Origin of the sequence: Luteimonas sp. 100069, assembly GCF_003813845.1 — a bacterium.
GTDB lineage: Bacteria > Pseudomonadota > Gammaproteobacteria > Xanthomonadales > Xanthomonadaceae > Luteimonas > Luteimonas chenhongjianii.
The window spans coordinates 33,914-60,380 of sequence record NZ_RPFN01000007.1; the positions used below are offsets into that span (position 1 = coordinate 33,914).

General features: G+C 69.0%; 20 protein-coding genes. 11 read left to right on the forward strand and 9 right to left on the reverse strand.

Annotated elements, in window-relative coordinates; translation table 11 throughout:
- The first annotated feature begins 142 nt into the window (after nucleotides 1-142).
- Nucleotides 143-469 (forward strand): thioredoxin, encoded by a 327-nt coding sequence (trxA, locus tag EGK76_RS13855; protein WP_096297084.1) that lies wholly within the window; start codon nucleotides 143-145, stop codon nucleotides 467-469.
- 207 nt (nucleotides 470-676) lie between these two features.
- Entirely contained in the window at nucleotides 677-2,488 is a 1,812-nt protein-coding gene (rho, locus tag EGK76_RS13860; RefSeq protein WP_123833002.1) for a transcription termination factor Rho, read from the forward strand.
- Between the two features lie 131 nt (nucleotides 2,489-2,619).
- On the opposite strand, the gene EGK76_RS13865 is transcribed toward rho, so the two are convergent.
- The 5 genes from EGK76_RS13865 to EGK76_RS13885 all read right to left on the reverse strand — a co-directional run bounded on the left by EGK76_RS13865 (nucleotide 2,620) and on the right by EGK76_RS13885 (nucleotide 9,647).
- Nucleotides 2,620-3,486 (reverse strand): protein tonB, encoded by an 867-nt coding sequence (locus EGK76_RS13865; protein ID WP_123833003.1) that lies wholly within the window; start codon nucleotides 3,484-3,486, stop codon nucleotides 2,620-2,622.
- A gap of 86 nt (nucleotides 3,487-3,572) precedes the next feature.
- The gene (locus tag EGK76_RS13870) at nucleotides 3,573-6,875 is read right to left on the reverse strand and encodes an ankyrin repeat domain-containing protein (RefSeq protein WP_123833004.1); all 3,303 of its coding nucleotides are present in this window, start codon (nucleotides 6,873-6,875) and stop codon (nucleotides 3,573-3,575) included.
- A complete protein-coding gene (locus tag EGK76_RS13875) occupies nucleotides 6,868-7,140 on the reverse strand; it encodes a YcgL domain-containing protein (protein ID WP_096297080.1) in 273 nt (90 codons plus the stop codon). The genes EGK76_RS13870 and EGK76_RS13875 overlap by 8 nt, the downstream gene beginning before the upstream one ends.
- A gap of 96 nt (nucleotides 7,141-7,236) precedes the next feature.
- Nucleotides 7,237-8,250: a cytochrome d ubiquinol oxidase subunit II gene (cydB, locus tag EGK76_RS13880; RefSeq protein ID WP_123833005.1), complete on the reverse strand. Its 1,014-nt coding sequence runs from the start codon at nucleotides 8,248-8,250 to the stop codon at nucleotides 7,237-7,239.
- Nucleotides 8,250-9,647: a cytochrome ubiquinol oxidase subunit I gene (locus tag EGK76_RS13885; protein WP_123833006.1), complete on the reverse strand. Its 1,398-nt coding sequence runs from the start codon at nucleotides 9,645-9,647 to the stop codon at nucleotides 8,250-8,252. Before EGK76_RS13885 ends, cydB begins: the two co-directional genes overlap by 1 nt.
- Before the next feature lie 173 nt (nucleotides 9,648-9,820).
- On the opposite strand from EGK76_RS13885, the gene EGK76_RS13890 reads away from it, so the two are divergent.
- The 4 genes from EGK76_RS13890 to EGK76_RS13905 all read left to right on the forward strand — a co-directional run bounded on the left by EGK76_RS13890 (nucleotide 9,821) and on the right by EGK76_RS13905 (nucleotide 14,449).
- Nucleotides 9,821-12,190, forward strand: a complete 2,370-nt coding sequence (locus EGK76_RS13890) for a S9 family peptidase (protein WP_123833007.1) — start codon at nucleotides 9,821-9,823, stop codon at nucleotides 12,188-12,190.
- Nucleotides 12,187-12,663 (forward strand): hypothetical protein, encoded by a 477-nt coding sequence (locus EGK76_RS13895; protein WP_096297076.1) that lies wholly within the window; start codon nucleotides 12,187-12,189, stop codon nucleotides 12,661-12,663. Before EGK76_RS13890 ends, EGK76_RS13895 begins: the two co-directional genes overlap by 4 nt.
- A gap of 192 nt (nucleotides 12,664-12,855) precedes the next feature.
- Nucleotides 12,856-13,767, forward strand: coding sequence for an oxygen-dependent coproporphyrinogen oxidase (hemF, locus tag EGK76_RS13900; RefSeq protein WP_123833008.1), 912 nt, complete (start codon nucleotides 12,856-12,858; stop codon nucleotides 13,765-13,767).
- A 22-nt stretch (nucleotides 13,768-13,789) separates the two neighbouring features.
- A complete protein-coding gene (locus EGK76_RS13905; protein WP_123833009.1) occupies nucleotides 13,790-14,449 on the forward strand; it encodes an RluA family pseudouridine synthase in 660 nt (219 codons plus the stop codon).
- 341 nt (nucleotides 14,450-14,790) lie between these two features.
- On the opposite strand, the gene polA is transcribed toward EGK76_RS13905, so the two are convergent.
- Nucleotides 14,791-17,523 (reverse strand): DNA polymerase I, encoded by a 2,733-nt coding sequence (polA, locus tag EGK76_RS13910; protein WP_123833010.1) that lies wholly within the window; start codon nucleotides 17,521-17,523, stop codon nucleotides 14,791-14,793.
- A 105-nt stretch (nucleotides 17,524-17,628) separates the two neighbouring features.
- On the opposite strand from polA, the gene EGK76_RS13915 reads away from it, so the two are divergent.
- Both EGK76_RS13915 and EGK76_RS13920 read left to right on the forward strand, forming a co-directional pair.
- Nucleotides 17,629-17,922: a DUF2782 domain-containing protein gene (locus EGK76_RS13915; RefSeq protein ID WP_096297073.1), complete on the forward strand. Its 294-nt coding sequence runs from the start codon at nucleotides 17,629-17,631 to the stop codon at nucleotides 17,920-17,922.
- Nucleotides 17,923-17,928: 6 nt separating this feature from the next.
- Entirely contained in the window at nucleotides 17,929-18,969 is a 1,041-nt protein-coding gene (locus EGK76_RS13920) for an oxidoreductase (RefSeq protein ID WP_123833011.1), read from the forward strand.
- A 63-nt stretch (nucleotides 18,970-19,032) separates the two neighbouring features.
- On the opposite strand, the gene EGK76_RS13925 is transcribed toward EGK76_RS13920, so the two are convergent.
- On the reverse strand, nucleotides 19,033-21,114 hold the full coding sequence (locus EGK76_RS13925; protein ID WP_123833012.1) for a S46 family peptidase: 2,082 nt from the start codon (nucleotides 21,112-21,114) through the stop codon (nucleotides 19,033-19,035).
- Nucleotides 21,115-21,294: 180 nt separating this feature from the next.
- Here EGK76_RS13925 and EGK76_RS13930 point away from each other — a divergent pair, with 180 nt between their 5' ends.
- The gene (locus EGK76_RS13930) at nucleotides 21,295-21,537 is read left to right on the forward strand and encodes a hypothetical protein (protein ID WP_123833013.1); all 243 of its coding nucleotides are present in this window, start codon (nucleotides 21,295-21,297) and stop codon (nucleotides 21,535-21,537) included.
- A gap of 83 nt (nucleotides 21,538-21,620) precedes the next feature.
- Nucleotides 21,621-21,800, forward strand: a complete 180-nt coding sequence (locus tag EGK76_RS13935; RefSeq protein ID WP_096297070.1) for a hypothetical protein — start codon at nucleotides 21,621-21,623, stop codon at nucleotides 21,798-21,800.
- A gap of 23 nt (nucleotides 21,801-21,823) precedes the next feature.
- Here EGK76_RS13935 and uvrD read toward each other — a convergent pair whose 3' ends face one another.
- Complete coding sequence (uvrD, locus tag EGK76_RS13940; protein ID WP_123833014.1) at nucleotides 21,824-24,004, reverse strand: DNA helicase II; 2,181 nt, start codon at nucleotides 24,002-24,004, stop codon at nucleotides 21,824-21,826.
- A 47-nt stretch (nucleotides 24,005-24,051) separates the two neighbouring features.
- On the reverse strand, nucleotides 24,052-24,693 hold the full coding sequence (locus EGK76_RS13945; RefSeq protein ID WP_096300276.1) for a TIGR00645 family protein: 642 nt from the start codon (nucleotides 24,691-24,693) through the stop codon (nucleotides 24,052-24,054).
- Nucleotides 24,694-24,983: 290 nt separating this feature from the next.
- Here EGK76_RS13945 and EGK76_RS13950 point away from each other — a divergent pair, with 290 nt between their 5' ends.
- On the forward strand, nucleotides 24,984-26,294 hold the full coding sequence (locus EGK76_RS13950) for a sugar MFS transporter (protein ID WP_096297068.1): 1,311 nt from the start codon (nucleotides 24,984-24,986) through the stop codon (nucleotides 26,292-26,294).
- The last annotated feature ends 173 nt before the right edge of the window (nucleotides 26,295-26,467 follow it).

Sequence of the window (26,467 nt, forward strand, 5' to 3'; positions counted from 1 at the left end):
CAGTCGCGACGGCAGACTGCCTGGGCGCAGGACGCTATGCCGTCCCGCAGGAGCGCCACCTTGATTCCGGTCGGCGATTCCCCATTTTACATCCATCCCGGCCCCGCTGCTTCAAGCGGGCGCCCAGCCACCGGAGACCCCCGTGACCGAAGCCGTCATCCATGCCAGCGATTCAGATTTCGAAGCCACCGTGCTGCAGTCCGACGTGCCGGTGCTGGTCGATTTCTGGGCGCCCTGGTGTGGCCCCTGCAAGATGATCGCCCCGGCGCTCGACGAGCTGGCGGGCGATTACGCCGGCCGCGCCAAGGTGGTGAAGGTGGACGTGGACCAGAACCAGGCCACCGCGCTGAAGTATCACGTGCGCTCCATCCCGATGCTGCTGCTGTTCAAGGACGGTCAGGTCCAGGCGACCCAGATCGGCGCCGTCGGCAAGCCACAGCTTGCCCAGATGATCGACAAGGCGCTCTGAGTCCGTTCAAACCGTCGGCGGACCCTGCAAGGGCGATGCCGACTGAACCGACCGTGCGGCGCCCGCTTGCCGCCGGTCGGGCGCAGTGCTAGGTTTGCGCTGCTCCGGCGTGCCATCGGCCCGCCGCACCCATCTGACGTCACTCCAGACCGTCCATCTTCCGCCACCGCCCGTCCCGGGCGCTCGCACCGAGCGAGGATTTTCCGCTTGTCCGACAATACTTCCGATCCCGGCACGCCCGAGGGCGACACCGCGGTGAAGCGCGTGCGTAAGCCGCGCGTGGCCAAGAAGGCCGCCGATTCCGCACCATCCGACAGCCAGTCGCAGTTGCCGCTGGCCACCCAGGACGCCCCGGCGCCCAGGCCTGCGGCGATCAGTGCGCCTCCGCCCCGGGACGCCGCACCACAGCCCGAAACGCCACGTGCCGACCCGCCCCGGGCGAGCAGTGAATCCGGCCAGGGCAACGGCGACACCCAGCGCGGCAACCCGGGCAGCCCCGGCAATGGTCAGCCCAACGGCGGCCAGCACAATGTCCAGCAGGGCGGCGAACCGCGCCAGCAGGGTGGCGGCCAGCAGAACCAGAACCGCGGCAACAACAACGGCAACAACAACGATCAGGGCGGCAACAACCGCCGCGACCGCTTCAAGAACCGGCGCGACCGTCCGCGCGGCGGTGGGCGCGACGACGGCCTGCCGCAGGACGGCGGCAACGACCACGTCCAGCGCCTGCCGCCACCGAACATCCCGGAAGGCTTCCCGCAGTACACGCTGAGCGATCTGAAGCAGATGCCGGCGCACAAGCTGCTCGACATCGCCGACCAGCTGGCGATCGAAGGCGTGGCCCGCGCGCGCAAGCAGGACGTGATCTTCGGCCTGCTCAAGGTCCTGACCCGCCACGGCGAAGGTGTCGTCGCTGACGGCGTGCTCGAGATCCTGCCCGACGGCTACGGCTTCCTGCGCGCGGCCGAGGCGAGTTATCTCGCCGGCCCCGATGACGTCTACATCTCGCCCAGCCAGATCCGCCGCTTCAATCTGCGCACCGGCGACCATCTGCTGGGCCGCATCCGCTGGCCCAAGGATGGCGAGCGCTACTTCGCGCTGTCGGTCGTCGACACGATCAACGGCGAGCCGCCGGAAGCCAGCAAGGGCAAGGTGCTGTTCGAGAACCTGACCCCCCTGTTCCCGCGCAAGCGCTTCAAGCTCGAGCGTGGCGACGGGTCCAGCGAGGACATCGCCGGCCGCATCCTCGACCTGATGGCCCCGCAGGGCAAGGGCCAGCGCGCCCTGATCGTCTCGCCGCCGAAGGCCGGCAAGACGATGATGATGCAGCAGATCGCCAGCGCGATTACCTACAACCATCCCGACGTGCACATGATCGTGCTGCTGATCGACGAGCGGCCCGAAGAAGTGACCGAGATGCAGCGCACCGTGCGCGGCGAGGTCATTTCCTCGACGTTCGACGAGCCGGCCGCGCGCCATGTGCAGGTCGCCGAGATGGTGATCGAACGCGCCAAGCGCCTGGTCGAGCACAAGAAGGATGTCGTCATCCTGCTCGACTCGATCACCCGCCTCGCCCGCGCCTACAACAACGTGGTGCCGAGCTCGGGCAAGGTCCTGACCGGCGGCGTCGACGCCAACGCGATGCACCGCCCCAAGCGCTTCTTCGGCGCGGCGCGCAACGTCGAGGAAGGCGGCTCGCTGACCATCATCGCCACTGCCCTGGTCGACACCGGCAGCGCGATGGACAAGGTGATCTACGAAGAGTTCAAGGGCACCGGCAACTCGGAAGTGCACCTCGACCGCCGCATCACCGAAAAGCGCGTCTACCCGGCGATCAACGTCAACCAGTCGGGCACCCGCCGCGAGGATTACCTCATCGAGCCGGACCTGCTGCAGCGCATCTGGATCCTGCGCAAGCTCCTCCACCCGATGGACGAAATCGCCGCGATGGAGTTCCTGCTCGACAAGATGAAGAGCACGAAGTCCAACGACGAATTCTTCTCGTCGATGAAGCGCTGACGAAGCGTCGTCCAAGAAAAAGCCCCGCATCGCGGGGCTTTTTTTCGACTGTCCGCCCGTCGGCCGGCCCGATACTGCCCGCCAAACAGCATCGGGATGTCGCGAGTGGAGCTCCCACCCGCGCTCCACGATCAGCCCTCGAGCGCCGTCAGCAGCTTGAAGCGCGAGGACTCGGGTGTCATGCCGCCGGCGACCAGTGTGTCGGGACTGAAGCCCAGAGGCGTGGGCGCCGCCCACGCCGGTCGCTGCACCGGACCCGGGTGATAGGCAATCCACTTGCCATGGGCGGTCTCTCCGCTGTTGTCCAGCCGGAAATCGACAGGCACGCGGACCACCCAGTAGTCGCGTCCGGCGGCTTCGCCCGCATCCGGCGGCGTGAAGACCCAATGCTTGCGGGCATTGTCCACGGCCGTCTTCGCCAGGGCGGTCCGGATCATCTCCATCTCCCGCGCGCTGCCCACTGCAGTGAGGTTGACCTGCTCGGCCACGACATCCATGGGCCTGCCATCACGGCCCACCTGGACCAGCAGGTAGACCGTCCCCTTGCCACCGATCTGCGCGATGTTCATTGGATAGCGCGGCGGACGCAGGTTCGACCGCCGCACGCTGGTGCGATCGCTGTCGGAGTATTCCTCGCCGAAATGCGCGCCCGCGATGCGGAGTTGCATATTGCCGTCGCCATCGCCGGTCGGCTTGGCCACCAGCCGTATGCTCATCTTCGCCCGTGCGAGCACCGGGGCGCCGTCAACGAGGATCGGTTCGAAACGCAGCGCCGGGAGGGCGCGCTCGACCAGGTCGATGACGTAGGGCGGTAGCTTGTCAGGCCGGTCGAGGACGTGCGCGCTGACCCGGCCATCGCGATCGATGTCGACGTGGCCGGTGACCAGCATGCTGGCCTCGACTTGCTGGCGCGCCTGGCGCGCGTTCTGGGCGTCGGCGACGGGCGCGGCGGCGGCAAGAAATGCGATGCCGAGCAAGGCGGAGAGAGTTCGGTGCATGGGTGCGTCCTGCAAGTGACCGGACCTCGACTGTGCCGGCCCGGCCCCTGTCCGGCAAGCCCCGGGCTTGCCGGCCGGCGCCTGGCTCAGCGCTGCTCGCGCAGGAACCGGGCCATCGACACGCCATCCCCGGCCTGGGGCGGGGTGAATTCCGCCGCCACGTCGATGAAGCCGCGCATCACCGCGATCTCGCGCGGGGTGCGGTTGAGCGTGTCGCGCAGGTCCGGGTCGGCACCCGCCCTGAGCAGCCGGCGCGCGATGCGCAACTGGCCGTGCAGGCCCGACAGGTGCAGGGGACCGAAGCCGCGCTGGTCGCGCGATTCGAGCGAGACGCCTTCGTCGAGCAGATGTTCCATCGCCGCCAGCACCACGTCCTCGTCACAGGCAGTGCCGGGCTCGGCGCGGGCGCCGAGCAGCAGCAGCAGCGGCGTCACCCCGCCGGCGGCCGGCGCATCGACCTCGGCACCTGCCAGAAGCAGGGTGTCGAACAGGGCGAGCAGGCGAGGCCGATCGCGCGAGGTGAAGCCGTAGAGCGCCGCGCAGTGCAGCGCAGTGAGGCCCTGGGCGTCGGTGGCATGGATGTCGGCGCCCGCGGTCAAAAGGCGCCCGGCCAGATCCGGCAGGCCCAGTGCCGCCGCGAGCATCAGCACGCTGACCTCGCCCGGCAGACGATGGTCGAGCGAGGCACCCGCTTCGAGGAGACGGTCGACGACGTCGGCATGACGCATGCTGACCGCCGCCGACAGCGGCGTCGCCCCCGACTGCGCGGGACGCGCGGGATCGGCGCCGCGCGCCAGCAGCAGGTCGACAACGGCGCGGTGCCCGCCACCGGCAGCGCGCAGCAGCGCCGTGCAGCCCTGCCCATCGGCGGTATCGACCGGGAATCCCAGATCGAGCAGCCGACGCACTGCATCGGCGTCGCCAGAGCTGGCGGCGACCGGCAGGTCCGTCGGCTCCAGCGCACGGCCCGGCAGTTTCCAGCCCCGCCAGTCGAGCCAGTCGGCGAGATCACGGCGACCGGCCGACAGGGCCACGCCCAGCGGCGTCTGGCCGTCGGCAGCGCAGGCCACCGGCGAGGCGCCGTGGCGGATCAGCACCTTCAGCGCACCTTCGCGTCCCAGCGCGGCAGCCAGATGCAGGGCGGTCATGCCGCGGCTGTCGCGCAGGGCGAGGTCGACGCCGTGACAGACCAGGCGTTCGATCAGATGCAGCCAACCCAGTCGGACCGCCAGCGCCAGCGGCGGATCGCCATTGGGCGCGGCCGCGTAGGGATCCGCGCCGCGCGCCAGCAGGTCCAGCGCGAAGCTCTCGAACGCGCGCCCGGCCTGGTCGTCCTCGACGCAGGCGGCGAGATAGCGGGCGAGATTGCCGGCGCCGCCCGGGGACGCGCCGTGGCGCAGCAACGCCTGGAGGATGGGCAGCACGGTCGGCGCCGAGGACAGCAGCGCGCACAGCGGCGGCCGGCCCTCGGCATCGGCCACTTCGACGTCGGCGCCCTGCGCGAGCAGCCACTCGATGCGCGCGAGCGAAGGCGGCATTTCCGGGTCGAGCAACAAGCCGCCCAGATCGCGCGGGCCGAGCAGACGCAGCACCGGGCCCTGGTCCTCGAAGCGGCCCTCGCGCAGGCTCGCGCGCAGCAACAGCACCGGCGTGCGATCGCCGCCCGGGGCGAGATCATCGTCATCGTCGAGACCGAGATTCGCCGGCAACGGATAGTCGGGGTCGAGCAGGCGCACGAGCGTCCAGCGTCCGGTCTCGGCAGCGCGGTCGACCGGCTTGCGCCCGTCCCCATCGACCACGTCGGCCGGCACCCCCAGATCCAGCAACCGCTGCACCAGGGCTGCCGACGGCAGCTCTGCCGAGCAGGCCAGCATCAGCGCGTTGCGGCCGGCGATGTCGACCGCGGCGACGTCGGCGCCCGCAGCCAGCAGCGCATCGAGCGCCGCGAGGCGTCCGCCACGTGCGGCTTCCAGCAGTGGCGTGCGACCGTCGCTGTCACGCCCGCGCACGTCGGCGCCAGCGGCAAGCAGGGCCGCGAGGATGTCGGCGTGGCCATGGAAGGCCGCCACGTGCAGCGCGCTGCGGCGCTGCGCATCGCGCGCGTCCACGCGCGCCTTGTGGCGGATCAGCAACTGCACGCCAGCGGCGTCGTCCTCGTCGCCGCCGGCCGCGGCCAGCAGCGCGGGGGTGCCGCCCTCGCTCTCCGCTCGGGCTCCTCGCTCGAGCAGGAATTTCGCCAGCCGCCAGTTGCCCACCGCGCAGGCCATGCCGAGCGGGGTCAGACCGTCGTGGTTACGGGCCTCGAGCTCGGCCGCCGCATCACGCAGCAGCGCGGCGACGCCCGGATCGGAGCTGCGCGCCGCCAGATGCAGCGGCGTGTTGCCCTCGTGATCAACGATGCGCGGATCGGCGCCGTTCGCCAGCAGGGTCATCACCGCATCCGGGCGACCGTGCCAGCTGTCGCGGGTCGCGGCCAGCAGTGGCGTCATGCCGGCATGGGCGGCGTTGACGTCGACGCCCGCTGCGATCAGCGCCCGCAGCAGGCGCAGGTCGGGCAGCACCGCCGCGAGCACGGCCAGGCTGCGCTGGTCGCGATCGCCGGGTTCCGGCAATGCACGGACATCGGCGCCCGCTTCGATCAGCGCCAGCGCGCGATCCACGCGCCCGGCGCGCGCGGCAGCATAGAGCGCGACGTCGGGCGCGGCGTCGAGCGGAGCTTCGGTCAGCGCCGCCGCCGGATCGCCCGGCATCTCGATGATCGGCATCGCCAACGCGGCGGGCGGGGCCAGCCCTTGCAGGACTGCATGCAGGCCGCCCCAGGCCACGATGGAGAAGACCGCAAGGCCGATCCGCGGACCGATACCGCCGGGCGGCAGCCACGCCGGCGCGAGCACCAGCGCCACGATGGCGGCGACGCAGAGCGCAGCGCCGACGCCGCGCCAGTGGCTGGTGTCGCGTTCGGCCAGGGTGCGCCAGTGCACGCGCAGATCGCCGCCATCGCGCTCGAGCGCGTGCCACAGCGGCCAGGTGCGCCAGAACGCGATGACCGCAAGGCCCGCGGCCACGCTCAGCACCAGCACCGCGCCGAGTTGTCCGCCCTGGCGCAGGGCCGAGAGCGGCCAGACGATCAGGGCCGCGGTCATCACCGTCGCGCCGCTCCACGCGACCGCGAGCGAGACCAGGTCGGTCTGCAGCGCGGGGCCGGGCGGAGCCGCGCGCGTCCGCAGCGCGCGGACGAACAATGCGAATGCCGGCTGCGCGAGCGCACCGGCCAATGCGGCGACCGGGCCGCCCACGACGGTCAGCGCGGCCAGCGCCAGGCCGGCCAGGAACACGAGACTCAGGGGGCGACCGGTGACGGACGAGAAACGCTGGGTCGACTCAGGCATCGGTGCCCCAGTCCTCCGTCAGCGGATCCATCAGCCCACGCGGCGGCATCTGCAGATGGAATCCCTGGGTGCGCAGGCGCTCGCGTACGGTCGAAGCGTCCTCGCGGGCGAGCCTGCGCTCGGGCGTGAGGGCGACATCCAGCACGAAGCTCAACGTGCCCAACTGCTCGCGTACTGCATCGGGCAGGACGTCGAACGCGTCGCGCTTGGCGAGGTACACGTAGGTGTCCGCCTTGCGCTGGCTTTTGTAGACGTAGGCGTGCATGGGCGAAGACCGCGGAAACACACGGGATTGTGCGGCATTCGCGCGACCTTGGGTATGGCGGGGACCGGGCTGCGGCGCGCGGCGATGACGCGGGGTTCAGTGATAGCCGGCGTCGGCGGCCACCTTGCCGCGGAAGACGCGGTATGACCACGCCGTGTAGCCGAGGACCAGCGGCAGCAGCACCACCAGCCCCGCGAGCACGAAGCCCTGCGACGAGGGCGGCGACGCCGCCTCCCAGATGCTCAGCGACGGCGGCACGATGTTGGGCCAGATCCCCAGCACCAGGCCGGCGAAGCCAAGGCCGAAGAAACTCAGCGTCAGCAGGAACGGGCGCGCGTCGCGGCCTTCGCGCATCGCCGCGCGCCACAGCCAGACCGCATTGACCAGCGCCAGCATCGGCACCGGCGACAACCACCAGAAGTTCCCGTCCTCGAACCAGCGCGCCATGATCCGCGAGTCGAGGAACGGCAGCCACGCGCTGACCAGGCCCATGAACGCCGCGACGACCATCACCAGCGGCCGCGTGAGCGTGCGCGCGATCAGCTGCAGCCGGCCCTCGGTCTTGAGGATCAACCAGGTACTGCCGAGCAACGCATACCCGAACACCACCGCCACACCGGTCAGCATCGAGAACGGACTGAACCAGTCGAGCGCGCCGCCTGCGTACTTGCCCTCCTCGAGCGGCATGCCCTCGACCAGCGCACCGAGGATCACGCCCTGCGCGAACGCCGTGAGCAGCGAGCCCACCGCGAACGCCGCGCCCCAGAAGCGCTTGCCGCGCCGGGCCTTGAAGCGGAATTCAAACGCGACGCCGCGGAACACCAGCGCGATCAGCATCAGCAGCACCGGCAGGTACAGCGCCGACAGCACGATCGCGTAGGCGCGCGGGAATGCCGCCAGCAGACCGGCGCCGCCCAGCACCAGCCAGGTCTCGTTGCCGTCCCAGATGGGCGCAGCGGTGGTCATCATGTGGTCGAGCTGGCTGCCATCCTCGGCGAAGGGCGCCAGCACGCCCAGCCCCAGCACGAAACCGTCGAGCAGCACGTACATCAGTACGCCGAATCCGATCACGCCGAACCAGATCACCGGCAGCACGGTCGCCATGTCCATCAGTCGTCTCCCACCGGACCGTCGGCGGCGGAGATCGGCCGCGCCGGTGTTCGCTCGCCCTCGTCGGAGTCCGGGCCGTCATCGAAGGGCTGCGGGCCCTTGCGGATCATCTTCAGGATGTAGCCGCCGCCCGCGCCGAACACCACGGCATACGCCAGCAGGAAGGCGCCCAGCGAGACGATCACACTGGTGTGGTCGATGTCGCTGACCGCGTCCGCAGTGCGAAGCAGGCCCTGGATCACCCAGGGCTGGCGGCCCATCTCGACGACCACCCAGCCGGCCAGCACCGCGATGAAGCCACTCGGCGCCATCAGCCGCCAGGCGTTGAGCAGCCAGGTCGACTCGAACAGCCACCGGCGCCGCCATGCCCACAGCGAGACCACGCTCAGCGCGAGCATCGCCAGGCCGATGGCGACCATGATCCGGAACGCATAGAAGACCGGCGCGACCGGCGGCCGCTCGTCGCGCGGCACGGCGGTCAGCGGCGTGATCGTGCCGTCCCAGCTGTGGGTCAGGATCAGGCTCCCGAGCCGCGGGATCGCGAACTCGAAGTCGTTCCGTTCCGCTTCCGCATCGGGCACCGCGAACACCACCAGCGGCACGCCCTGGCCCGGCGCGCTTTCGTGCCAGTGCCCCTCCATCGCCGCGAGCTTGATCGGCTGGACCTCGGCGGTATTGAGGCCATGCAGGTCACCGACGACGATCTGCACCGGCACGGTGATCGCGGCGAACGCGACGGCCAGCTTGAGCATCCGCCTGGCGCCATCGACATGTTCGCCGCGGCGCAGGTACCACGCCGCGACGCCCCCGATGACGAAGCAGGTGGTGATGAACGCCGCCAGCACCATGTGCGTCAGCCGGTACGGAAACGAGGGATTGAAGATGATCGACATCCAGTCGGCAGGCTGGAACACGCCGTCGATCAGCGCATAGCCGTCTGGCGTATGCAGCCAGCTGTTGGCCGAGAGGATCCAGAACGTCGAGATCACGGTTCCCAGCGCGACCAGGAAGGTCGACAGGAAGTGCAGCTTCTCCGACACCCGGCCCCAGCCGAACAGCATCACACCGAGGAAACCCGCCTCGAGGAAGAACGCCGTCAGCACCTCGTAGCTCAGCAGCGGCCCGAGGATGTTTCCGGCCGCGATGCTCAGCGCCGACCAGTTGGTGCCGAACTGGAAGCTCATGACGATGCCCGACACCACGCCCATGCCGAACGACACGGCGAAGATCCGCATCCAGAAGAAATAGAGCTCGCGCCAGACCGGATCGCGTGTGCGCAGCCACCGCCATTCCAGGAACGCCAGCCAACTCGACAACCCGATCGTGAATGCGGGGAACAGCACATGGAACGAAACCACGAAGCCGAACTGGATCCGCGACAGCAGCAACGCGTCCAATGTGGTCGTCTCCGATCATCGCGAACCAACGGGAGTCTGCGGCGCTCCTCGTGAAACGGGCGTGCGACCCGACGTGCATGCGACACCCGATCGCGCCACCGTGACCTTCGCCAGTGCTGGGGCCATGCCGGCGGCCGGTACACTCCGCGGTCCTTTCGTCCTGGAACCGCCGAATGCGTCGACTGCCGCTGAGCTGGGTGCTCGCCTGCGCCCTCGTGTCCCCTCTCGCCCTTGCGCAACCGGCGCAGCCGCTGACGATGGAGCGGATCATGGCCGATCCTGACTGGATCGGCGCCCCAGTTGAGCGTACGTGGTGGCGCTGGGACGGCCAGGCGGCGTACTACGCGCAAAAGCGCGAAGGCAGCAATGTCCGCGACACCTGGATGCAGCCGCTCACCGGCGGGGCCGCCACGCGTGTCGAGGACGGTGCGCGCGCCGAAATCGACGGCCAGGGCCCCATCTCCGATGCGACCGGCACGCGCATGGCCTTCCTGCGCAACGGCGACCTGTTCGTGCGCGACCTGCGTACCGGCGCGCTGACCCAGATCACCCGCACCGACGCGCAGGAGGCCCAGCCGCAGTGGACCCCGGCCGGCGGGCTGGTGTGGCGCACCGGCAACGACTGGTTCGGCTGGGACGCGCAGCGTGGCACCGCCCAGCTCGCGAGCCTCAAGGCCGAGGACGATCCCACGAAGCCGCCGAAGGCCGACGATCTGCGTGAGCGCCAGCTGCGCATGATCGAGACCCTGCGGGTCGAACGCGACCGCCGCGAGGAATTGCGCAGCCAGAACGAGGCCTGGCGCCGCGGCGATGCCACGCGCGCGCCCGGCCCGGTGTTCCTCGGCAAGGACGTGACGATTGCCGGCAGCGCGCTGTCTCCTGCCGGCGACCGGATGATCGTGGTCACCACCGCCAAGAGCGGCAACGCGGGGCAGGACGGCAAGATGCCCAGGTACGTGACCGAGTCGGGCTATGAGGAATTCGAGGACGTCCGCACGCGCGTGGGCCGCAACGATCCGCTGCCGCATACGCTGTGGCTGGTGGATGTGGCCAGCGGCCAGGTCCGCGAACTCAAGACCGATGCCCTGCCCGGCATCGCCAGCGACCCGCTGGCCGATCTGCGCCGCGCCGCCGGCAAGGATGCGCTCAAGGGCAACCGCCCGGTGCGCCTGGAACTCGATGGCCGCGGCGGCGGGGGCGGGGCGATCCGCTGGAGCGATGACGGCCGCAACGTCGCGCTGTCGATCCACTCGGTCGACAACAAGGACCGCTGGCTGGCCACGGTCGACCTCGCGAACGCCTCGCTGCAGAACCGCGACCGCCTGAGCGACCAGGCGTGGATCAACTGGGACTTCAACGAGTTCGGCTGGCTGCCCGACAACCGCACGTTGTGGTTCCTGTCCGAGGCCACCGGCTATTCGCACCTCTATCTCAACGACGGCAGCCGCTCGCGCGCGCTCACGTCCGGCAAGTGGGAGGTGTCCTCGCCGGTGATGTCACGCGACGGCACGCGCTTCTTCTTCATGTGCAACCGCCAGTGGCCGGGCCGCTATGACGTCTGCAGCGCCTCCGGCGGCAGCGTCGCCGAGGTCACCAATGTCGGCAACGTCGACGACTTCGCCCTCTCGCCGGACGAGACCCGACTGCTGCTGCGCACATCCAGCAGCTACACGCCGCAGCAGCTTGCCGTCGCCGACGTCGCGGGTGGCCAGGTGCGCGTGCTCACCGACACCCGCAGCGCCGAGTACAAGGCCTACGACTGGCTGCAGCCCGAGTACGTCCAGATCCCGTCCAAGCACGGCGCCGGCACCGTCTGGGGCAAGTTCTACGGCCCCAGAACCTACGAGCCCGGCCGCAAGTACCCGGTCGTGCTGTTCGTCCATGGCGCCGGTTACCTGCAGAACGTGCACGAGCGTTATCCGAACTACTTCCGCGAGCAGATGTTCCACAACCTGCTGGTGCAGCAGGGCTACATCGTGCTGGACCTCGATTTCCGCGCCTCCAGCGGCTACGGCCGCGACTGGCGCACGGCGATCTACCGGCAGATGGGCCACCCGGAACTCGAGGACTATCTCGACGGCATCGACTGGCTGGTCGACAACCACCAGGCCGATCGCGACCGCGTGGGCATCTACGGCGGCAGCTATGGCGGCTTCATGACCTTCATGGCGCTGTTCCGCGAGCCGGGCAAGTTCAAGGCGGGCGCGGCGTTGCGGCCGGTAACGGACTGGTCGCAGTACAACCACGCCTACACCGCCAATATCCTCAACACGCCGGACATCGATCCCGAGGCTTATCTGAAGTCCTCGCCGATGGAATACGCCGACCGCCTGCAGGACAACCTGCTGATCGCGCACGGCATGATCGACGACAACGTGTTCTATCGCGACTCGGTGATGATGTCCCAGCGCCTGATCGAGCTGCGCAAGGACAAGTGGGAACTGGCGAGCTATCCGCTCGAGCGTCATGCCTACCAGCATCCCGCCTCCTGGTACGACCAGTACCGCCGCATCCATGAGCTGTTCGAGCGCACGCTGAAATGACCGCGCCCGGCGCCCTGCCGGCGGTGGAGCTGCTGCGGCCGGCGCCGTGGAAGATGCTCGCGCTGCTGGCGATCAGCGCCGGCCTGGTCTGGGTTGCGGTCGGTCTCGCCGACCGCAGTCCGATGATCGCGTGGACCTGCGGTGGCTTTTTCGCGCTGTGCGGCCTCGTGGCGGCGGTGTCTCTGGTCCCGGGCGCCAACCACCTGCGGCTCGATGCGAACGGCATCGAGCTGCGCGCGTTGTTCCGGGTCACCCGCTGGCACTGGCGCGATATCGTGCGTTTCGGCCCCACGCGGGTCGGCCTGCACACGGTGGTCGGCATCGACTTCGCCGACCACGTCGATGCCGCGGGGCGGGTGCGACGCGTCAACCGCGGCCTGACCGGTTTCGATGGCGCGTTGCCCGACACCTACGGCCAGCGCGCCGCCGTACTGGCCGCGCGGCTCGATGCCTGGCGCCAGGCCTACAGCTGACACCAGGTCCTGCAGCCGGCGCTGCGCCGCCGACGCGGCCGATCGCTCCCGATCAGACGCCCCGATGCTTGTACGGACCCACGGGACCTGCGTGCTGGCGCCCGCCCGGGCGCGGCGGCACCCACCGGATAGGCCGTGCTTGCATTGACCACGATCAATGTTGCCGCGTACGCGCCGCCTACAATGCATGGCATGAACGATTTCGACACCATCCGCGACTACCTGACCGGCCTGCAGGACCGGATCTGCCAGGCCATCGAGGGCGCCGACGGACGCGCCCGCTTCACCGAGGACCTGTGGGAGCGTGCCGAAGGCGGCGGCGGCCGCACCCGCGTCCTGCGCGATGGGGCGGTCTTCGAACAGGCAGGCATCGGCTTTTCCGACGTCTCCGGCGCGGCATTGCCGCCTTCGGCGAGCGCCAACCGCCCCGAGCTCGCCGGCGCTTCATGGCGCGCCTGCGGCGTGTCGCTGGTGTTCCACCCCCGCAACCCCTACCTGCCGACCACCCACGCCAACGTGCGCCATTTCCGCGCGATGCGCGATGGCGAGACCGTGGCCTCGTGGTTCGGTGGCGGCTTCGACCTGACCCCGTTCTATCCGGTCGACGAGGACGTGCTGCACTGGCACCGCACCGCACGGGAGCTGTGCGAGCCTTTCGGCGGACAGGCGCGCTACGAGGCTCACAAGCAATGGTGCGACGAGTATTTCTTCCTCAGGCACCGCAACGAGACGCGCGGTGTCGGCGGCCTGTTCTTCGACGACCTGCACGGTGATTTCGACCAGGACTTCGCATATATGCGCGCGGTCGGTGACGGATTCCTCGATGCCTACCTGCCGATCGTCGCGCGCCGCAAGGACATGGCGTATGGCGAGCGCGAACGCGAATTCCAGCTCTACCGGCGCGGCCGCTATGTCGAGTTCAACCTGGTCTACGACCGTGGAACCCTGTTCGGGCTGCAGTCGGGCGGCCGCGCCGAATCGATCCTGATGAGCCTGCCGCCGCGCGTGCGCTGGGAATACGGCTTCACGCCCGAGGCCGGCAGCGACGAGGCACGCCTCGCCGCCTACCTGCATCCGCGCGACTGGCTGTCCGAACTCGCCTGAGCCGGTGACCGCCGGAGTCGACATGTGTCCGGAGGTCGCGCCCGGCGGCCTGCACGTACTGCATGTCGATGCGCACCTGCTGGCCTTCGACAAGCCCGGCGGCCTGCTGTCGGTGCCCGGCCGCGGTGCCGACAAGCAGGACTGCCTCGCCGCACGGGTGCTCGCGCAATGGCCCGACGCACGGGTCGTCCACCGCCTGGACCAGGCGACCTCGGGCGTCATCGTGTTCGCACGTGGGCCGGACATGCAGCGCAGGCTCGGCGCGGCCTTCGAACAGCGGCGCATCGACAAGGCCTACATCGCCATCGTCGACGGCTGGCTGGCCGAGGCCGCCGGCCTGATCGACCTGCCCGTAGGGGCCGACTGGCCGAACCGGCCGCGACAGGCGGTCGACCATCTGAACGGCAAACCGGCGCGTACCCGGTGGCGCCTCTTGGAGCACCTGCTGGCCGCCGATGACGCCCCCTGCACGCGTCTGGCCCTGGCGCCGGAGACAGGCCGCACCCACCAGCTGCGTGTTCACTTGCAGGCGGTCGGCCACCCTATCCTGGGCGACACCCTGTATGCGCCTCCCGAGACGACCGCCCGCGCACACCGCCTGCTGCTGCACGCCGAGGCACTGGTCTTCGATCATCCGCACACCGGGGAGCGCTTGCGCATCGCGTCGAGCGCACCGTTCTGACCCAGAGGTCCAGCCTCCTGGCAGTCGCACCGGTGCTATTCAAACGTCGTGTCCCGGTGTGCTTCGGAGGCCCGCCTCGAATCGCGGACATAAAAAAGCCCCGCAGGCAGGGGGGGCCTACGGGGCTCGGGAACCGGGCGCGGGGAGACGCCTGATGGTTCCGGCGATCGCTCCAGGGGAGGAAGCGATCTGCGACAGACCTTGCATCTGTCGAGGGACATAAGACCATTTGGCAGATGGATGGATCGTGAAGGAGCCGGTTAATTTTCCGTTGGATTCAGGGGCCATTTAGAAGGCTGCGGCCAGCACCCGGCTGCGGCCAGATTCGGCAAATCCGCCGGTCAATGTGCCTCGTCCCAGTTGTCGCCGACGCCGCTGTCGACGACAAGCGGCACCCGCAGATCCGCCGCCCCGGTCATCAGTTCGACGACCTGGGTACGCAACGTTTCCACGAAGTCGAGATCGGACTCGAAAACAAGTTCGTCATGCACCTGCAGGATCATCTTGGCGCGCGCCGCGTGTGCGGCGATCCAGCCGTCCACGCGGATCATCGCCCGCTTGATGATGTCGGCCGCCGTGCCCTGCATCGGTGCGTTGATCGCCGCACGTTCGGCGCCGGCGCGCTGCGAGGCGTTGCCCTTCTGGATGAAGTCGAGGGTCAGGCGACGGCCGAACACGGTTTCGACGTAACCGCACTCGCGCGCCTGCTGACGGGTGCGTTCCATGAAATCGCGCACCCCGGGATAGCGCGAGAAGTACAGCGCGATGTAGTCCTGCGCCTCGCCGCGGCTGATGCCGAGGTTGCGCGCCAGGCCGAACGCGCTCATGCCGTACATCAGCCCGAAGTTGATGGCCTTCGCCGCGCGGCGCTCATTGATCGTGACTTCGTCGAGCGGGCGGCCGAAGACTTCGGCGGCAGTGGCGCGATGGACGTCCACGCCGGATTCGAAGGCCCGGACCAGGCCGGGATCCTCCGACAGGTGGGCCATGATCCGCAGCTCGATCTGCGAGTAGTCACAGGCGATCAGCTTGCGGCCGGGCGGGGCGACGAAGGCGCGGCGGATGCGGCGACCGTCGTCGGTGCGGATCGGGATGTTCTGCAGGTTGGGATCGCTCGACGACAACCGGCCCGTAGCGGCGCCCGCCTGGTGGTAGCTGGTGTGCACGCGCCCGGTGGCGACGTTGACCATTTCCGGAAGCTTGTCGGTATAGGTGCTGCGCAGCTTGGCGAGGCCGCGGTATTCGAGGATCACGCGCGGCAGTTCGTGCTGGTCGGCGATCGCTTCGAGCGCTTCTTCGTTGGTGCTCGGCTGACCCTTGGGCGTCTTGACCACGGCGGGCAGGCCCAGTTCCTCGAACAGCAGCGCGCAGAGTTGCTTGGGCGAATCGAGATTGAAGGCGCGGCCGGCGAGTTCGGTGGCCTTCTGCTGGGCGGCGAGCATGCGCCGCGACAGGTCGGCGCTCTGCCTGCGCAGTTCGTCGCCATCGACCATGACGCCATTGGCTTCGATGCGCGCGAGCACCGGCACCAGCGGAATCTCGATCTCGCCGTACACGCGGGCGAGCCCCGCATCAGCTTCGATGCGCGGTTTGAGAACGCGGTGCAGCCGCAGGGTGATATCGGCATCCTCGGCGGCATATCGCGTCGCGTCGTCGATCGCCACCTGGGCGAACGAGATCTGCTTGGCGCCCTTGCCGGCGACGTCCTCGAACTTGATCGTGTCGCGGCCGAGATGGCGCCGGGCCAGGGAATCGAGATCGTGACGGGCAATGCCCGCATCCAGCACGAAGCTCTCCAGCAGGGTGTCGTCGGCGTAGCCGCGCAACTCGACGCCGTGCCGGCGCAGGACATGGATGTCGTATTTGCCGTGCTGGCCGAGCTTGCGCTTGCCCGGATCCTCGAGCAGCGGGCGCAGCGCGTCGAGCACTTCGGCGCGGTCGAGCTGCTGCGGAGCCCCGGGATAATCGTGGGCGACCGGGATGTAGGCGGCGCGACCGGGCTCCACCGCCACGCTCAGGCCGACGAGGCCGGAGCGCATGGCGTCGAGCGCATCGGTCTCGGTATCCAGCGCGAACTCGTCGGCCGCCTGCAGCTGCTGGACCCAGGCATCGAGACGCTCGCGTGTGGTCACGGTCTCGTACTCGCCGCCCCCCGACAGCGCGGGATCGAGCGATGCAGGCGCCGACAGCGGCGCCGCCGCCGCGATGGCGGGCGCCGAAGCGGCCGTCCCACCGTCGAGGTCGCGCAGCGCCTGGTTGAATCCGTAGCGCGCGTACAGCACGCGCAAGGCGTCGGTATCGCGCTCGCGCAACACCAGGGATTCTGCCGTGCAGTCGAGTTCGACATCGGTCTTGATCGTCGCCAGCTCGCGGCTCAGGGGCAGCTGCCCGAGCACCTCGCGCAGGTTCTCGCCGATCTTGCCCTTGATGTTGCCCGCATTCGCGATCACGCCATCGAGCGATTCGTATTCGACCAGCCACTTGGCCGCGGTCTTCGGCCCGCACTTGGCCACGCCGGGGATGTTGTCGATGCTGTCGCCCATCAGGGCGAGCAGGTCGGCGATCTGGTCCGGGCGGACGCCGAACTTGTCGACCACGCTCTGTTCGCTGTCCATGCGGCTGCCGCTCATCGTATTGACGAGCGTGATGCGCGGACGCACGAGCTGGGCGAAGTCCTTGTCGCCGGTCGAGATGGTGACGTCGATGCCGGCCTCGCTCGCCTGCAGTGCCAGGGTGCCGATGACATCGTCGGCCTCGACGCCCCCGATGCGCAGGATCGGAAAGCCCAGCGCCTCGACGATCGTGCACATGGGCTCGACCTGCGCGCGCAGTTCGTCGGGCATCGGCGGGCGATTGGCCTTGTAGGCGGCGTAGAGGTCGTCGCGGAACGTGCGGCCGGGCGCGTCGACGACAAAGGCGGCGAAGTCCGGCGCTTCCTTGATCGTGGCCCGCAGCATGTTGACGATGCCGAACAATGCGCCGGTGGGCTCGCCTTGCGCATTGGTGAGAGGTGGCAGCGCGTGGAAGGCGCGATACAGGTACGAGGACCCGTCGATCAGGATGAGGCGTTTCATGATGCGATTCTACCGCCGCACCCCGCCCGCCCCGTGAGACGCATCACTGCGATGCGACCGCCTGCCCCGCATACTGCCCGCCCACCGATTGCGCCGGAGACCGTCATGCACCGCTTCCGCACCGCCCTGCTCGCTGCTGCCCTGTGCGGCCTGACCGCTTGTGCGACGACCGGCGACGGCCTGCCTGAAGGCATTCCGGCCGACGCCGAGCAGGTGACCCGCAGGGAAGCCAATGGCGACCAGATCACCGAGTACCGGATCGCGGGCCAGCTGCGCGCCGTGCAGGTCGTGCCCTCGCGCGGCCCGACCTATTACCTGTACGACCGCGACGGCGACGGCAGCATCGACAACGAAGGCGACGACGTGCCGCAGACCTATTACCGCCTCTTCAGCTGGTAGCACAGGGTGGAGGACGGCCTGCTGGTGGCGCTGGTCGGCTACGGCCTCGCCGGGCGGGTCTTCCACGCGCCGCTGATCGAGGCGACACCGGGCCTGCGGCTGCATACCGTGGTGTCGAGCAACGCCGACAAGGTCCATGCGGATTTCGCAGATGCCCGCGTGGTCGCCGATTCCGGGGTGGCCTTCGCTGACCCTGCAATCGACCTCGTGGTGATCGCGTCGCCGAACCACACGCATGCGCCACTGGCGATCGCCGCGCTCGCCGCTGGTCGTCATGTGGTGGTCGACAAGCCGTTCGCGCTGGATCCCGACGAGGCCCGCGCGATGGCTGCAGCCGCGCGGCGTGCCGACCGCCTGCTCACCGTGTTCCACAACCGGCGCTGGGATGCGGATTTCCTGGCGCTGCGTGCGCTGGTCGCCGCAGGCGCGCTCGGCGATATCGCCGAGCTGCATTCGCATTTCGACCGCTTCCGGCCGCAGGTGCTCGATCGCTGGCGCGAACGCCCCGGCCCCGGCGCGGGGCTATGGCTCGACCTCGGCCCGCATCTCGTCGATCAGGCGCTGCAGTTGTTCGGCCTGCCCGATGCGGTGCAGGCCGATATCGCGATCCAGCGCGAAGCGGCCGAGGTCGATGATTTCTTCCACGTGGTGCTGCGCTATGCGCGCCTGCGCGTGGTGCTGCATGCCGGCGCCCTGGTGCCCGGCGCCGGACTGCGCTTCGCGGTGCACGGCACGCGCGGCAGCTGGTTCAAGCACGGGCTCGATCCGCAGGAAGCCGCGCTGCGGACAGGGGCGAGTCCAACCGGCGATGGCTGGGGCGTCGACACGGCGCCGGGACGACTGCTGCAGGTGGACGCTGAAGGCACACTTCGGGAGATGCCATCGCCCGCGCCGGCCGGCGACTACCCCGCGTTCTACGCTGGGGTCCGCGATGCGATCAGCTCGGGCGCCGCGCCGCCGGTCACGCTCGACGAAGCGCTCGCCGTGATGCGGGTGCTGCAGGCCGGGCTCGACAGCGCTGCGAGTGGGCGGGTCGTCAGGCCCTAGGGCGGAAACAGCGACGGCGCCCCGCAAACCAGGGCGCCGTTGCGGGAGCCGCGACTCGAATGCCTACTTCTGCAGCAGTTCCTCCACCACCGCATCCGCCCCGTACACCGACTTCAGCGACTCGATGATCGCCGCGCTGTGCACCGAGACCGTGCGGTTGAGGCGCGGGTCATACCAGAAGTTGCCGCCCAGCGAGTGGATGTTGCCGTCGAACGCCAGCCCGACGACCTCGGCATCGCGGTTGATGACCGGGCTGCCGGAATTGCCACCGATGATGTCGTTGGTGCTGACGAAGTTGAACGGCGTGTCCTGGGCGATCCGGCCCTGGGCGTCCAGCCAACGCTTGGGCAGCGCGTAGGGTTCGGCGCCGGTGTTGCGGGCGAACACGCCGCCCATCGTCGTGAACGGTTCGATCGCCTTGCCATTCTCGTCCCAGCCGGCGACATCGCCGTAGGACAGGCGCAGCGTGAACGTCGCATCCGGATAGACCGTGGTCCCGAGCTTGTCGAAGCGCACCTTGGCGATCTGCGTGGCCGCGCGCGACTCGATCGATGACACCTCCGATTCCTGGCGCTTGCGCACCGCGCGGGCCGGCGCATCGACAATGCGAGCGAGCCGGATGAAGGGATCGTCCGAGGCCTCGATGGCCGCCGCGCCACCGTTCCAGAGACGCTCGCGCTCGGCGACATCGGCCAGGCTCGAACCTTCGACCAGCGCGGTGGCCACCTGCGCCGGCGACTGCGTGCCGAGTACGGCCTTGACCAGCGGGTCGTCGGTGCCCAGCAACTCGCGGAACTTGGTCAGCGACCACGTCAGCTTGGCGATCTCGTATTCCGGATAGACCGGCGCCTTGCTCAACAGTGTCTGCTGCAGGCGGCCCTGACCGGCCTCCTGGTACTCGGGCAGGCGCGATTCGTTGGGCTTGGCGCGCTCGTCAGCGCCCCGCACCAGGGTGCGCGCGATGCCGAACAGGCGCGAGTCGAAACCGCGGCCCTGCTCGAGCAGCATGTAGGGGACCGCCAACTGGCGCGCGGTGGCCTGCGCGGCCTCGACCTCGTTCCACGGCGCGGCGTCGACGCCTTCGCGCAGGCGCGCTTCCTCGGCACGCTTGCCGGCGAAGACCTGCGGATCGAGCAGCGCCTGCAACTGGCCGCGGACAACCTTGTAGCTGTTGTCGGTGAAGGTGAGGTCCGACTGCGCCTGGCGCGCGGCCTCCTCGCTGCTGCGGCCGTACTGGCCGAGCATCGCCCGGCGTTCGGCCAGCCACAACAGGGTGTTGATCAGACTGACGTCGCGCACGGTCTCGAGCTGCGCCACGGTGAGCTGGCGCTGGGTGCGACCGGGGTGGCCGGTGACCATGACCAGTTCGCCCGCCTCGGCGCCTTCGGGCTTGATCGTGAAGTGATGGTCGACCTGCGCCGGCTTGCCGTCCTCGTAGGCGCGCAGCAACGCCGCGTCGAGGTTGTAGCGCGGGAAGTTGAAATTGTCCGGATCGCCGCCGAAGAAACCGACCGAGTACTCGGGGCTGAACACCAGGCGCACGTCGGAATAGCGGTGGTAGCGATAGAGGTGCTGCTGGCCGCCGTTGTAGAGCTCGACCACATCGCAGCGCGTCTTCGCCTCGTCGTCGCCCACGCATTCCGACTCGATACGGCTCTTCTCGGCATTGCGGGCGTCCACGTAGGCCTGGCCCTGCTTGCCGGCGGCCGCGCTGGCCAGACGCCCGCTGACGTCGGTGATCTCGCGCAGCACGTTGAGTTCCTCGGCGGGGCATTGCAGCTCCTCCTCGCGCGTCCGGGCGACAAAACCGTCGTTCTGCAGGTCGCGCTCGGCCGAGGACAGACCCTGTACGCAGCCGACGACGCAGTGGGCGTTGGTGAGCACCAGGCCGTCCGGGGAGACGAACGACCCCGAACAACCGCCAGCCAGTCGCACCGAGGCCTGCATCGCATGGTCGATCCAGACCTGGTCGGGCTTGAAGCCGTACTGCGACTGCAAGGCGGCCTTGGGCAGGTTGTCGAGCGTCCACATGCCTTCGTCGGCGAGGACCGCCGGTGCGCCGAGCAGGCCGCCGATGCACACGGCAAGCAGATGGCGGGAGCGGACGGGGCGCGATCGGGTGAACGCGGAAGCGGCAGGCGCCATGGGATCTCCAGTCGATGCGACCTCGACGCGGCCGCTGGGCCGCCAGCGTACGCCCGCCGAAGGCGCCTGCGAAGGCGGCAGCCCGGGCTCGCGGCCGGTTTGGCCGCAATTACCCCTTCACGTAGCATGTCCGATTGTGCGCGGCGCGCGCCGTCGCCTGTCACGACGCCCGAGGACCCCATGAGCCGCGAACGCCGCAGCCCTGCGCCGCCCGACACCGCCACCCTCCGCGCCGGCCTTACGCCGGCCCAGGCGAGTGCGATCGCGACCCTCGAGGTCTTCGGCTGGGAACTGCGCTTCGTCCGCCGCCCGTTGTTCCGCGATCCGGTGCCGGTACTGTTCGACAAGAGCGGCAACCGCTGGATCGTCGTGGATGGCGACGGCGCCCTGGAGGAGAACCCGGGTTTCGAAATCCGCGAATGATGTCGTTGGATCATTCAGCTGAATGCGGATGGCCCTCACATCGGCCCCGCTAGCATCCGCCGTCATTTCCATAGGAGCGGCCGATGTCTTCGTTCTCGATCTATCTGGTAGGCATGCTGGTACTCATCGGCGGCCTCGCCTACGGTGCCTATCTCGCCGGCCTGGCGCCGCAATGGATCGCGGTCGGCGTGGTCGTGCTTTTGGGCCTCGGCATTGTCAAGGCCGTTTCGCGGACACGGCGTCCGGATCCGCCGGCGGCCTGACAACCCGCGACCCTGCGCCGGCCTCAGGCCGGTTGCAGGTTCGCGTAAGCCAGCACCAGCCACTTGCTGCCGGCCTCGTCGAAATTGACCTGCACGCGCGCGTGGGCGCCATCGCCTTCGATGTCGGTCACGGTGCCGGCGCCGAATTTCGCATGGGTCACGCTCTGGCCCAGGCGCACACCGACCGAGGGCGCCAGGCTGGCGTGTCCGTAGCCGGCACGCTGGCGCTGCGGGAACGAGGCGCGCATGACCTGCGGCTTGGGCCGTACCTCGTGGAGCAGCACGGGTGGAATCTCGCGCAGGAACCGCGACGGAATGCCGAGCATGTCCTGGCCGTGCAGCCGCCGCGCCTCGGCATAGGTCAGCACCAGCTTCTGCCGCGCGCGGGTGATGCCCACGTAGGCCAGACGACGTTCTTCCTCCAGCCGGCCGCTTTCTTCGGCGGTGCGGGCGCTGGGAAACAGGCCTTCTTCGAGGCCGACCAGGAAGACCAGTGGAAACTCGAGCCCCTTGGCGCTGTGCAGCGTCATCAACTGCACGCCGTCCTCGCCGGCCTGGGCCTGGCCTTCGCCGGCCTCGAGCGAGGCATAGGCGAGGAAGGCTACGAGTTCGGTCAGCTGCGCACTTTCCTCATCGTCGCCGCGGGTGAAGCGCGAGGCCACCGAGACCAGCTCGTCGAGATTCTCGACCCGCGAATCGGCGCTGCCCTTGGATTCGTTGGCGTAATGCACGCGCAGGTTGGAACGCGCCAGCACATGGTCGATCTTGTCCTTGAGCGGCAGATCGGCCAGTTCCACTGACAGCTGGTCGATGAGCTGGGCGAAGCCGGCCAGCGCATTGCGTGCGCGTCCGGCCAGCACATCGCCCTGTGCGCATCGCAGCGCCGCTTCCCACAGCGGGATGCCGTGCGCGCGCGCCTGCTGGCGCACTTCGTCGAGCGTGCGCTCGCCGATGCCGCGCGGGGGCGTATTGACCGCGCGCTCGAACGCGGCATCGTCGTCGCGGTTGCTGACCAGACGCAGGTAGGCGAGCGTGTCCTTGATCTCGGCACGCTCGAAGAAGCGCACACCGCCGTAGACGCGGTATGGCACCTGCTCGGCGACCAGCTGTTCCTCGAGCGCGCGCGATTGCGCATTGCTGCGGTAGAGAATCGCGATCTCCCCGTGGCTGCCGCCGTCGCGCACCCATTGCAGCGCGCGCTCGACGACATAGCGGGCTTCGTCGATCTCGTTGTAGGCCGCGTAGAGATCGATCGGGTCGCCATCGCCGCTGTCGGTCCACAGCTGCTTGCCGAGGCGTTCGGGGTTGTGGGCGATCACCGCATTCGCGGCCCCGAGGATGTTGGCGCTGGAGCGGTAGTTCTGTTCCAGGCGGATCGTCTCGGCGCCCGGGTAGTCGGTCAGGAAGCGCTGCACGTTCTCGACCTTGGCGCCGCGCCAGCCATAGATCGCCTGGTCGTCGTCGCCGACGACGAACACCTTGCCGGTGTCGCCGGCCAGCACGCGGATGAAGGCGTACTGGATGGCATTGGTGTCCTGGAACTCGTCGACCAGCAGGTGGCCGAAACGCTGGCGGTAGTGCGCCAGCAGCGCCGGCGTGTCGCGCAGCAGTTCGTGCGCGCGCAGCAGGATTTCGGCAAAGTCGACCAGACCCGCCCGGTCGCAACGCTCCTGGTAGAGCGCATACGCCTTGCGCATGACGTCCGACCACTCGTCGGCGCCATCCTGGATGTGCTGCGGCCGCCGTCCCTCGTCCTTCTGGGCGTTGATCCACCAGGCGATCTGACGCGGCGGGAAGCGCGCATCGTCGAGCTCAAGCTGCTGGACCACGCGCTTGACCAGGCGCAGCTGGTCGTCGCTGTCGAGAATCTGGAAGCCCTCGGGCAGCTTCGCGTCCTGCCAGTGCAGGCGCAGCAGGCGATGGGCCAGGCCATGGAAGGTGCCGATCCACGCCCCGCGCGCGCCATGACGCAGTTGCGCATCGACCCGATGGCGCATCTCCGCCGCGGCCTTGTTGGTGAAGGTCACCGCGAAGATGCCGTGCGCAGGCACGCCGACCACCTCGTTCAGCCAGGCGATGCGATGCGTCAGCACGCGGGTCTTGCCGCTGCCGGCGCCGGCGAGCACGAGATAGTGGGAATCGGGCGCGGAAACCGCCTGGCGCTGGGCCGGGTTCAGCCCGTCGAGCAAATGCGAAACATCCATCGCCGCATTCTACGCGTGCACCGTCTAACGGGATGAGACCCCGCCGGTCAGTGGGCCACGTGCTCGCGCTTGGCGGTGCTGCCGGTCATCAACCGGTCGGTGTAGGCGATGCCGATCGCCGACAGGATGAAACCGCCGTGGATGATCGTCTGCCACATCACGCCCGCCGCGGTGACCTTGGTGCACACCGGCGCCGCCAGCGACAGGCCGCCGGCAATCGCCTGGGCATGGGCGACCGATGCGGCGATGAAGTCGCCCGAACCGCAGACCGGCAGGCCCACCTCGCCCGCGGCGATGAAGGTCTTCAGCAGGTGGATCGACGAAATGCCGATGATCGCCATCGCCAGCTTGACCTTCAGCACGCTGGCGTTGACGTGGCTCAGCCACTCGGGCTGGTCGGGATGGTTCTGCAGCCCCAGGCGCGAGACGAAAGTCTCGTAGCCACCGACGATCACCATCACCAGCAGGTTGGAGATCATCACCACGTCGATGAGCCCCAGCACCAGCAGCATGATCCCCTGTTCGGTCAGCGTGTTGGCGTCCTGGACCAGGTGGGTGAGTTCCTTGACGAACAGGAACACGTACACGCACTGGGCGACGATCAATCCGAGATAGAGCGGCAGCTGCAGCCAGCGCGAACCGAAGATGATGTAGGTCAGCGGCGCCTGGCGCGGCGGGTTCGGGGCGATCGACATGGGGCAGATTCCTTGGGGACGCGCGGGGGAGCGACGGCTCAGCGCCTTGCCGACCGCGATGAATGCCGCGATACGGTAGCGCCGCGACGTGCTGCGCTGCAACACCCGCGGACCGCAGCGTTGCGCCATGTGGCCGATGGCTGGACCGTCGCCGCGCGATTGCGATTTCGCGTTGACAGCGTTGTCATGCGTCGCTTACAAGTCCGCCCCTGGACCGCTCGGGTCTGCCGTTCTCGAGGACACAAGATGCATCGACAGATCTCCGCCCAAGCCGGTCGCTACGCATGAACGCACAGTCCTCGACGCTTTCGAAGCCGGCCGCGATCGCGGTCGTCAGCCTCATCTTCTTCACCTGGGGCGGCCTGACCAGCCTCAACGACGTGCTGATCCCGCATCTCAAGGCCGTGTTCTCGATGAACTACACGCAGACGATGCTGATCCAGTTCACGTTCTTCGGCGCGTACTTCCTGATGTCGATGCCGGCGGGCGCGCTGGTCGCGCGCGTGGGATACAAGGCGGGCATCGTCATGGGTCTCGTGGTCGCCGCGGTCGGCGCGGCGCTGTTCTATCCGGCCGCGCGCATGCCGTCCTATCCGGTGTTCCTGACCGCGCTGTTCGTGCTCGCCAGCGGCATCACGCTGCTGCAGGTCGCCGCCAATCCCTACATCAGCCTGCTGGGCCGACCGGAAACCTCGCACAGCCGGCTGAATCTCGCGCAGGCGCTGAACTCGCTCGGCACCACGGTATTCCCGCTGCTGATCGGCCCGCTGATCCTGGTCGGCGCGGTGCTGGGCGCCGACGAGATCGCGGCGATGGGCGCCGCCGAGCAGATGGCCTACCGCGCCGCCGAGGCGCGCTCGGTCGAGATGCCCTATCTGATGCTGTCGGGCGCCCTGCTGCTGCTCGCGGTTTTCGTGCTGCTGATGCGCATCCCCAGCCTGCGCGACGCCACGGAGGCCGGCCCCGCCGTCTACCACACCTATCTCGAAGCACTGCGCCAGCCGCACCTGCGCTGGGGCGTGCTCGGCATCTTCTGCTATGTCGGCGCCGAGGTCGCGATCGGCAGCTTCCTGATCAACTACATGGCCGAGCCTTCGATCGGCGGCCTGAGCGAAGCGGAGGCGTCGCGGTTCCTGGCCTTCTACTGGGGCGGCGCGATGGTCGGCCGCTTCATCGGCGCAGCATTGATGACCCGCATCGACGCGCGTCGCCTGCTCGGCTTCGCCGGCGCGATGGTCTGCGTGCTGCTGGTGACGACGATGACCACCACGGGCAGCGTCGCGATGTGGAGCGCACTGGCGATCGGCCTGTTCAACTCGATCATGTTCCCGACCATCTTCACCACCGCGATCGAGCGCCTCGGCACGCTGACCAGCAAGGCCTCCAGCCTGCTGGTGATGGCGATCGTCGGCGGCGCGGTGATCCCGCTGGCCCAGGGCGCACTGGCCGATCGCATCGGCATCCAGCTGGCGTTCGTCGTGCCGCTGGTCTGCTACGTCTACATCATCTGGTACGGCCTGCGCGGTTCGCGCCTGCACGGTTCGACGCCGGTCGGCGGCAGCGCAGTCGTGTCGCGCTCCGGGGCGATGCACTGACGCAGCCCTGCGGTCCCGGTGATGCCCCAGCGCGGGAGCGTGGAAGCAGTCGTTGGCCCGCATCCGCCGGACCGCATGCGGGCTCGCGGGCTCTCGAACCCCGCAAAAAAGCGGGGTCCCGCCTCGCAGGACGTCGTGTTTCGACGGCGAGATGCAGTGCGCAACCGCGCATC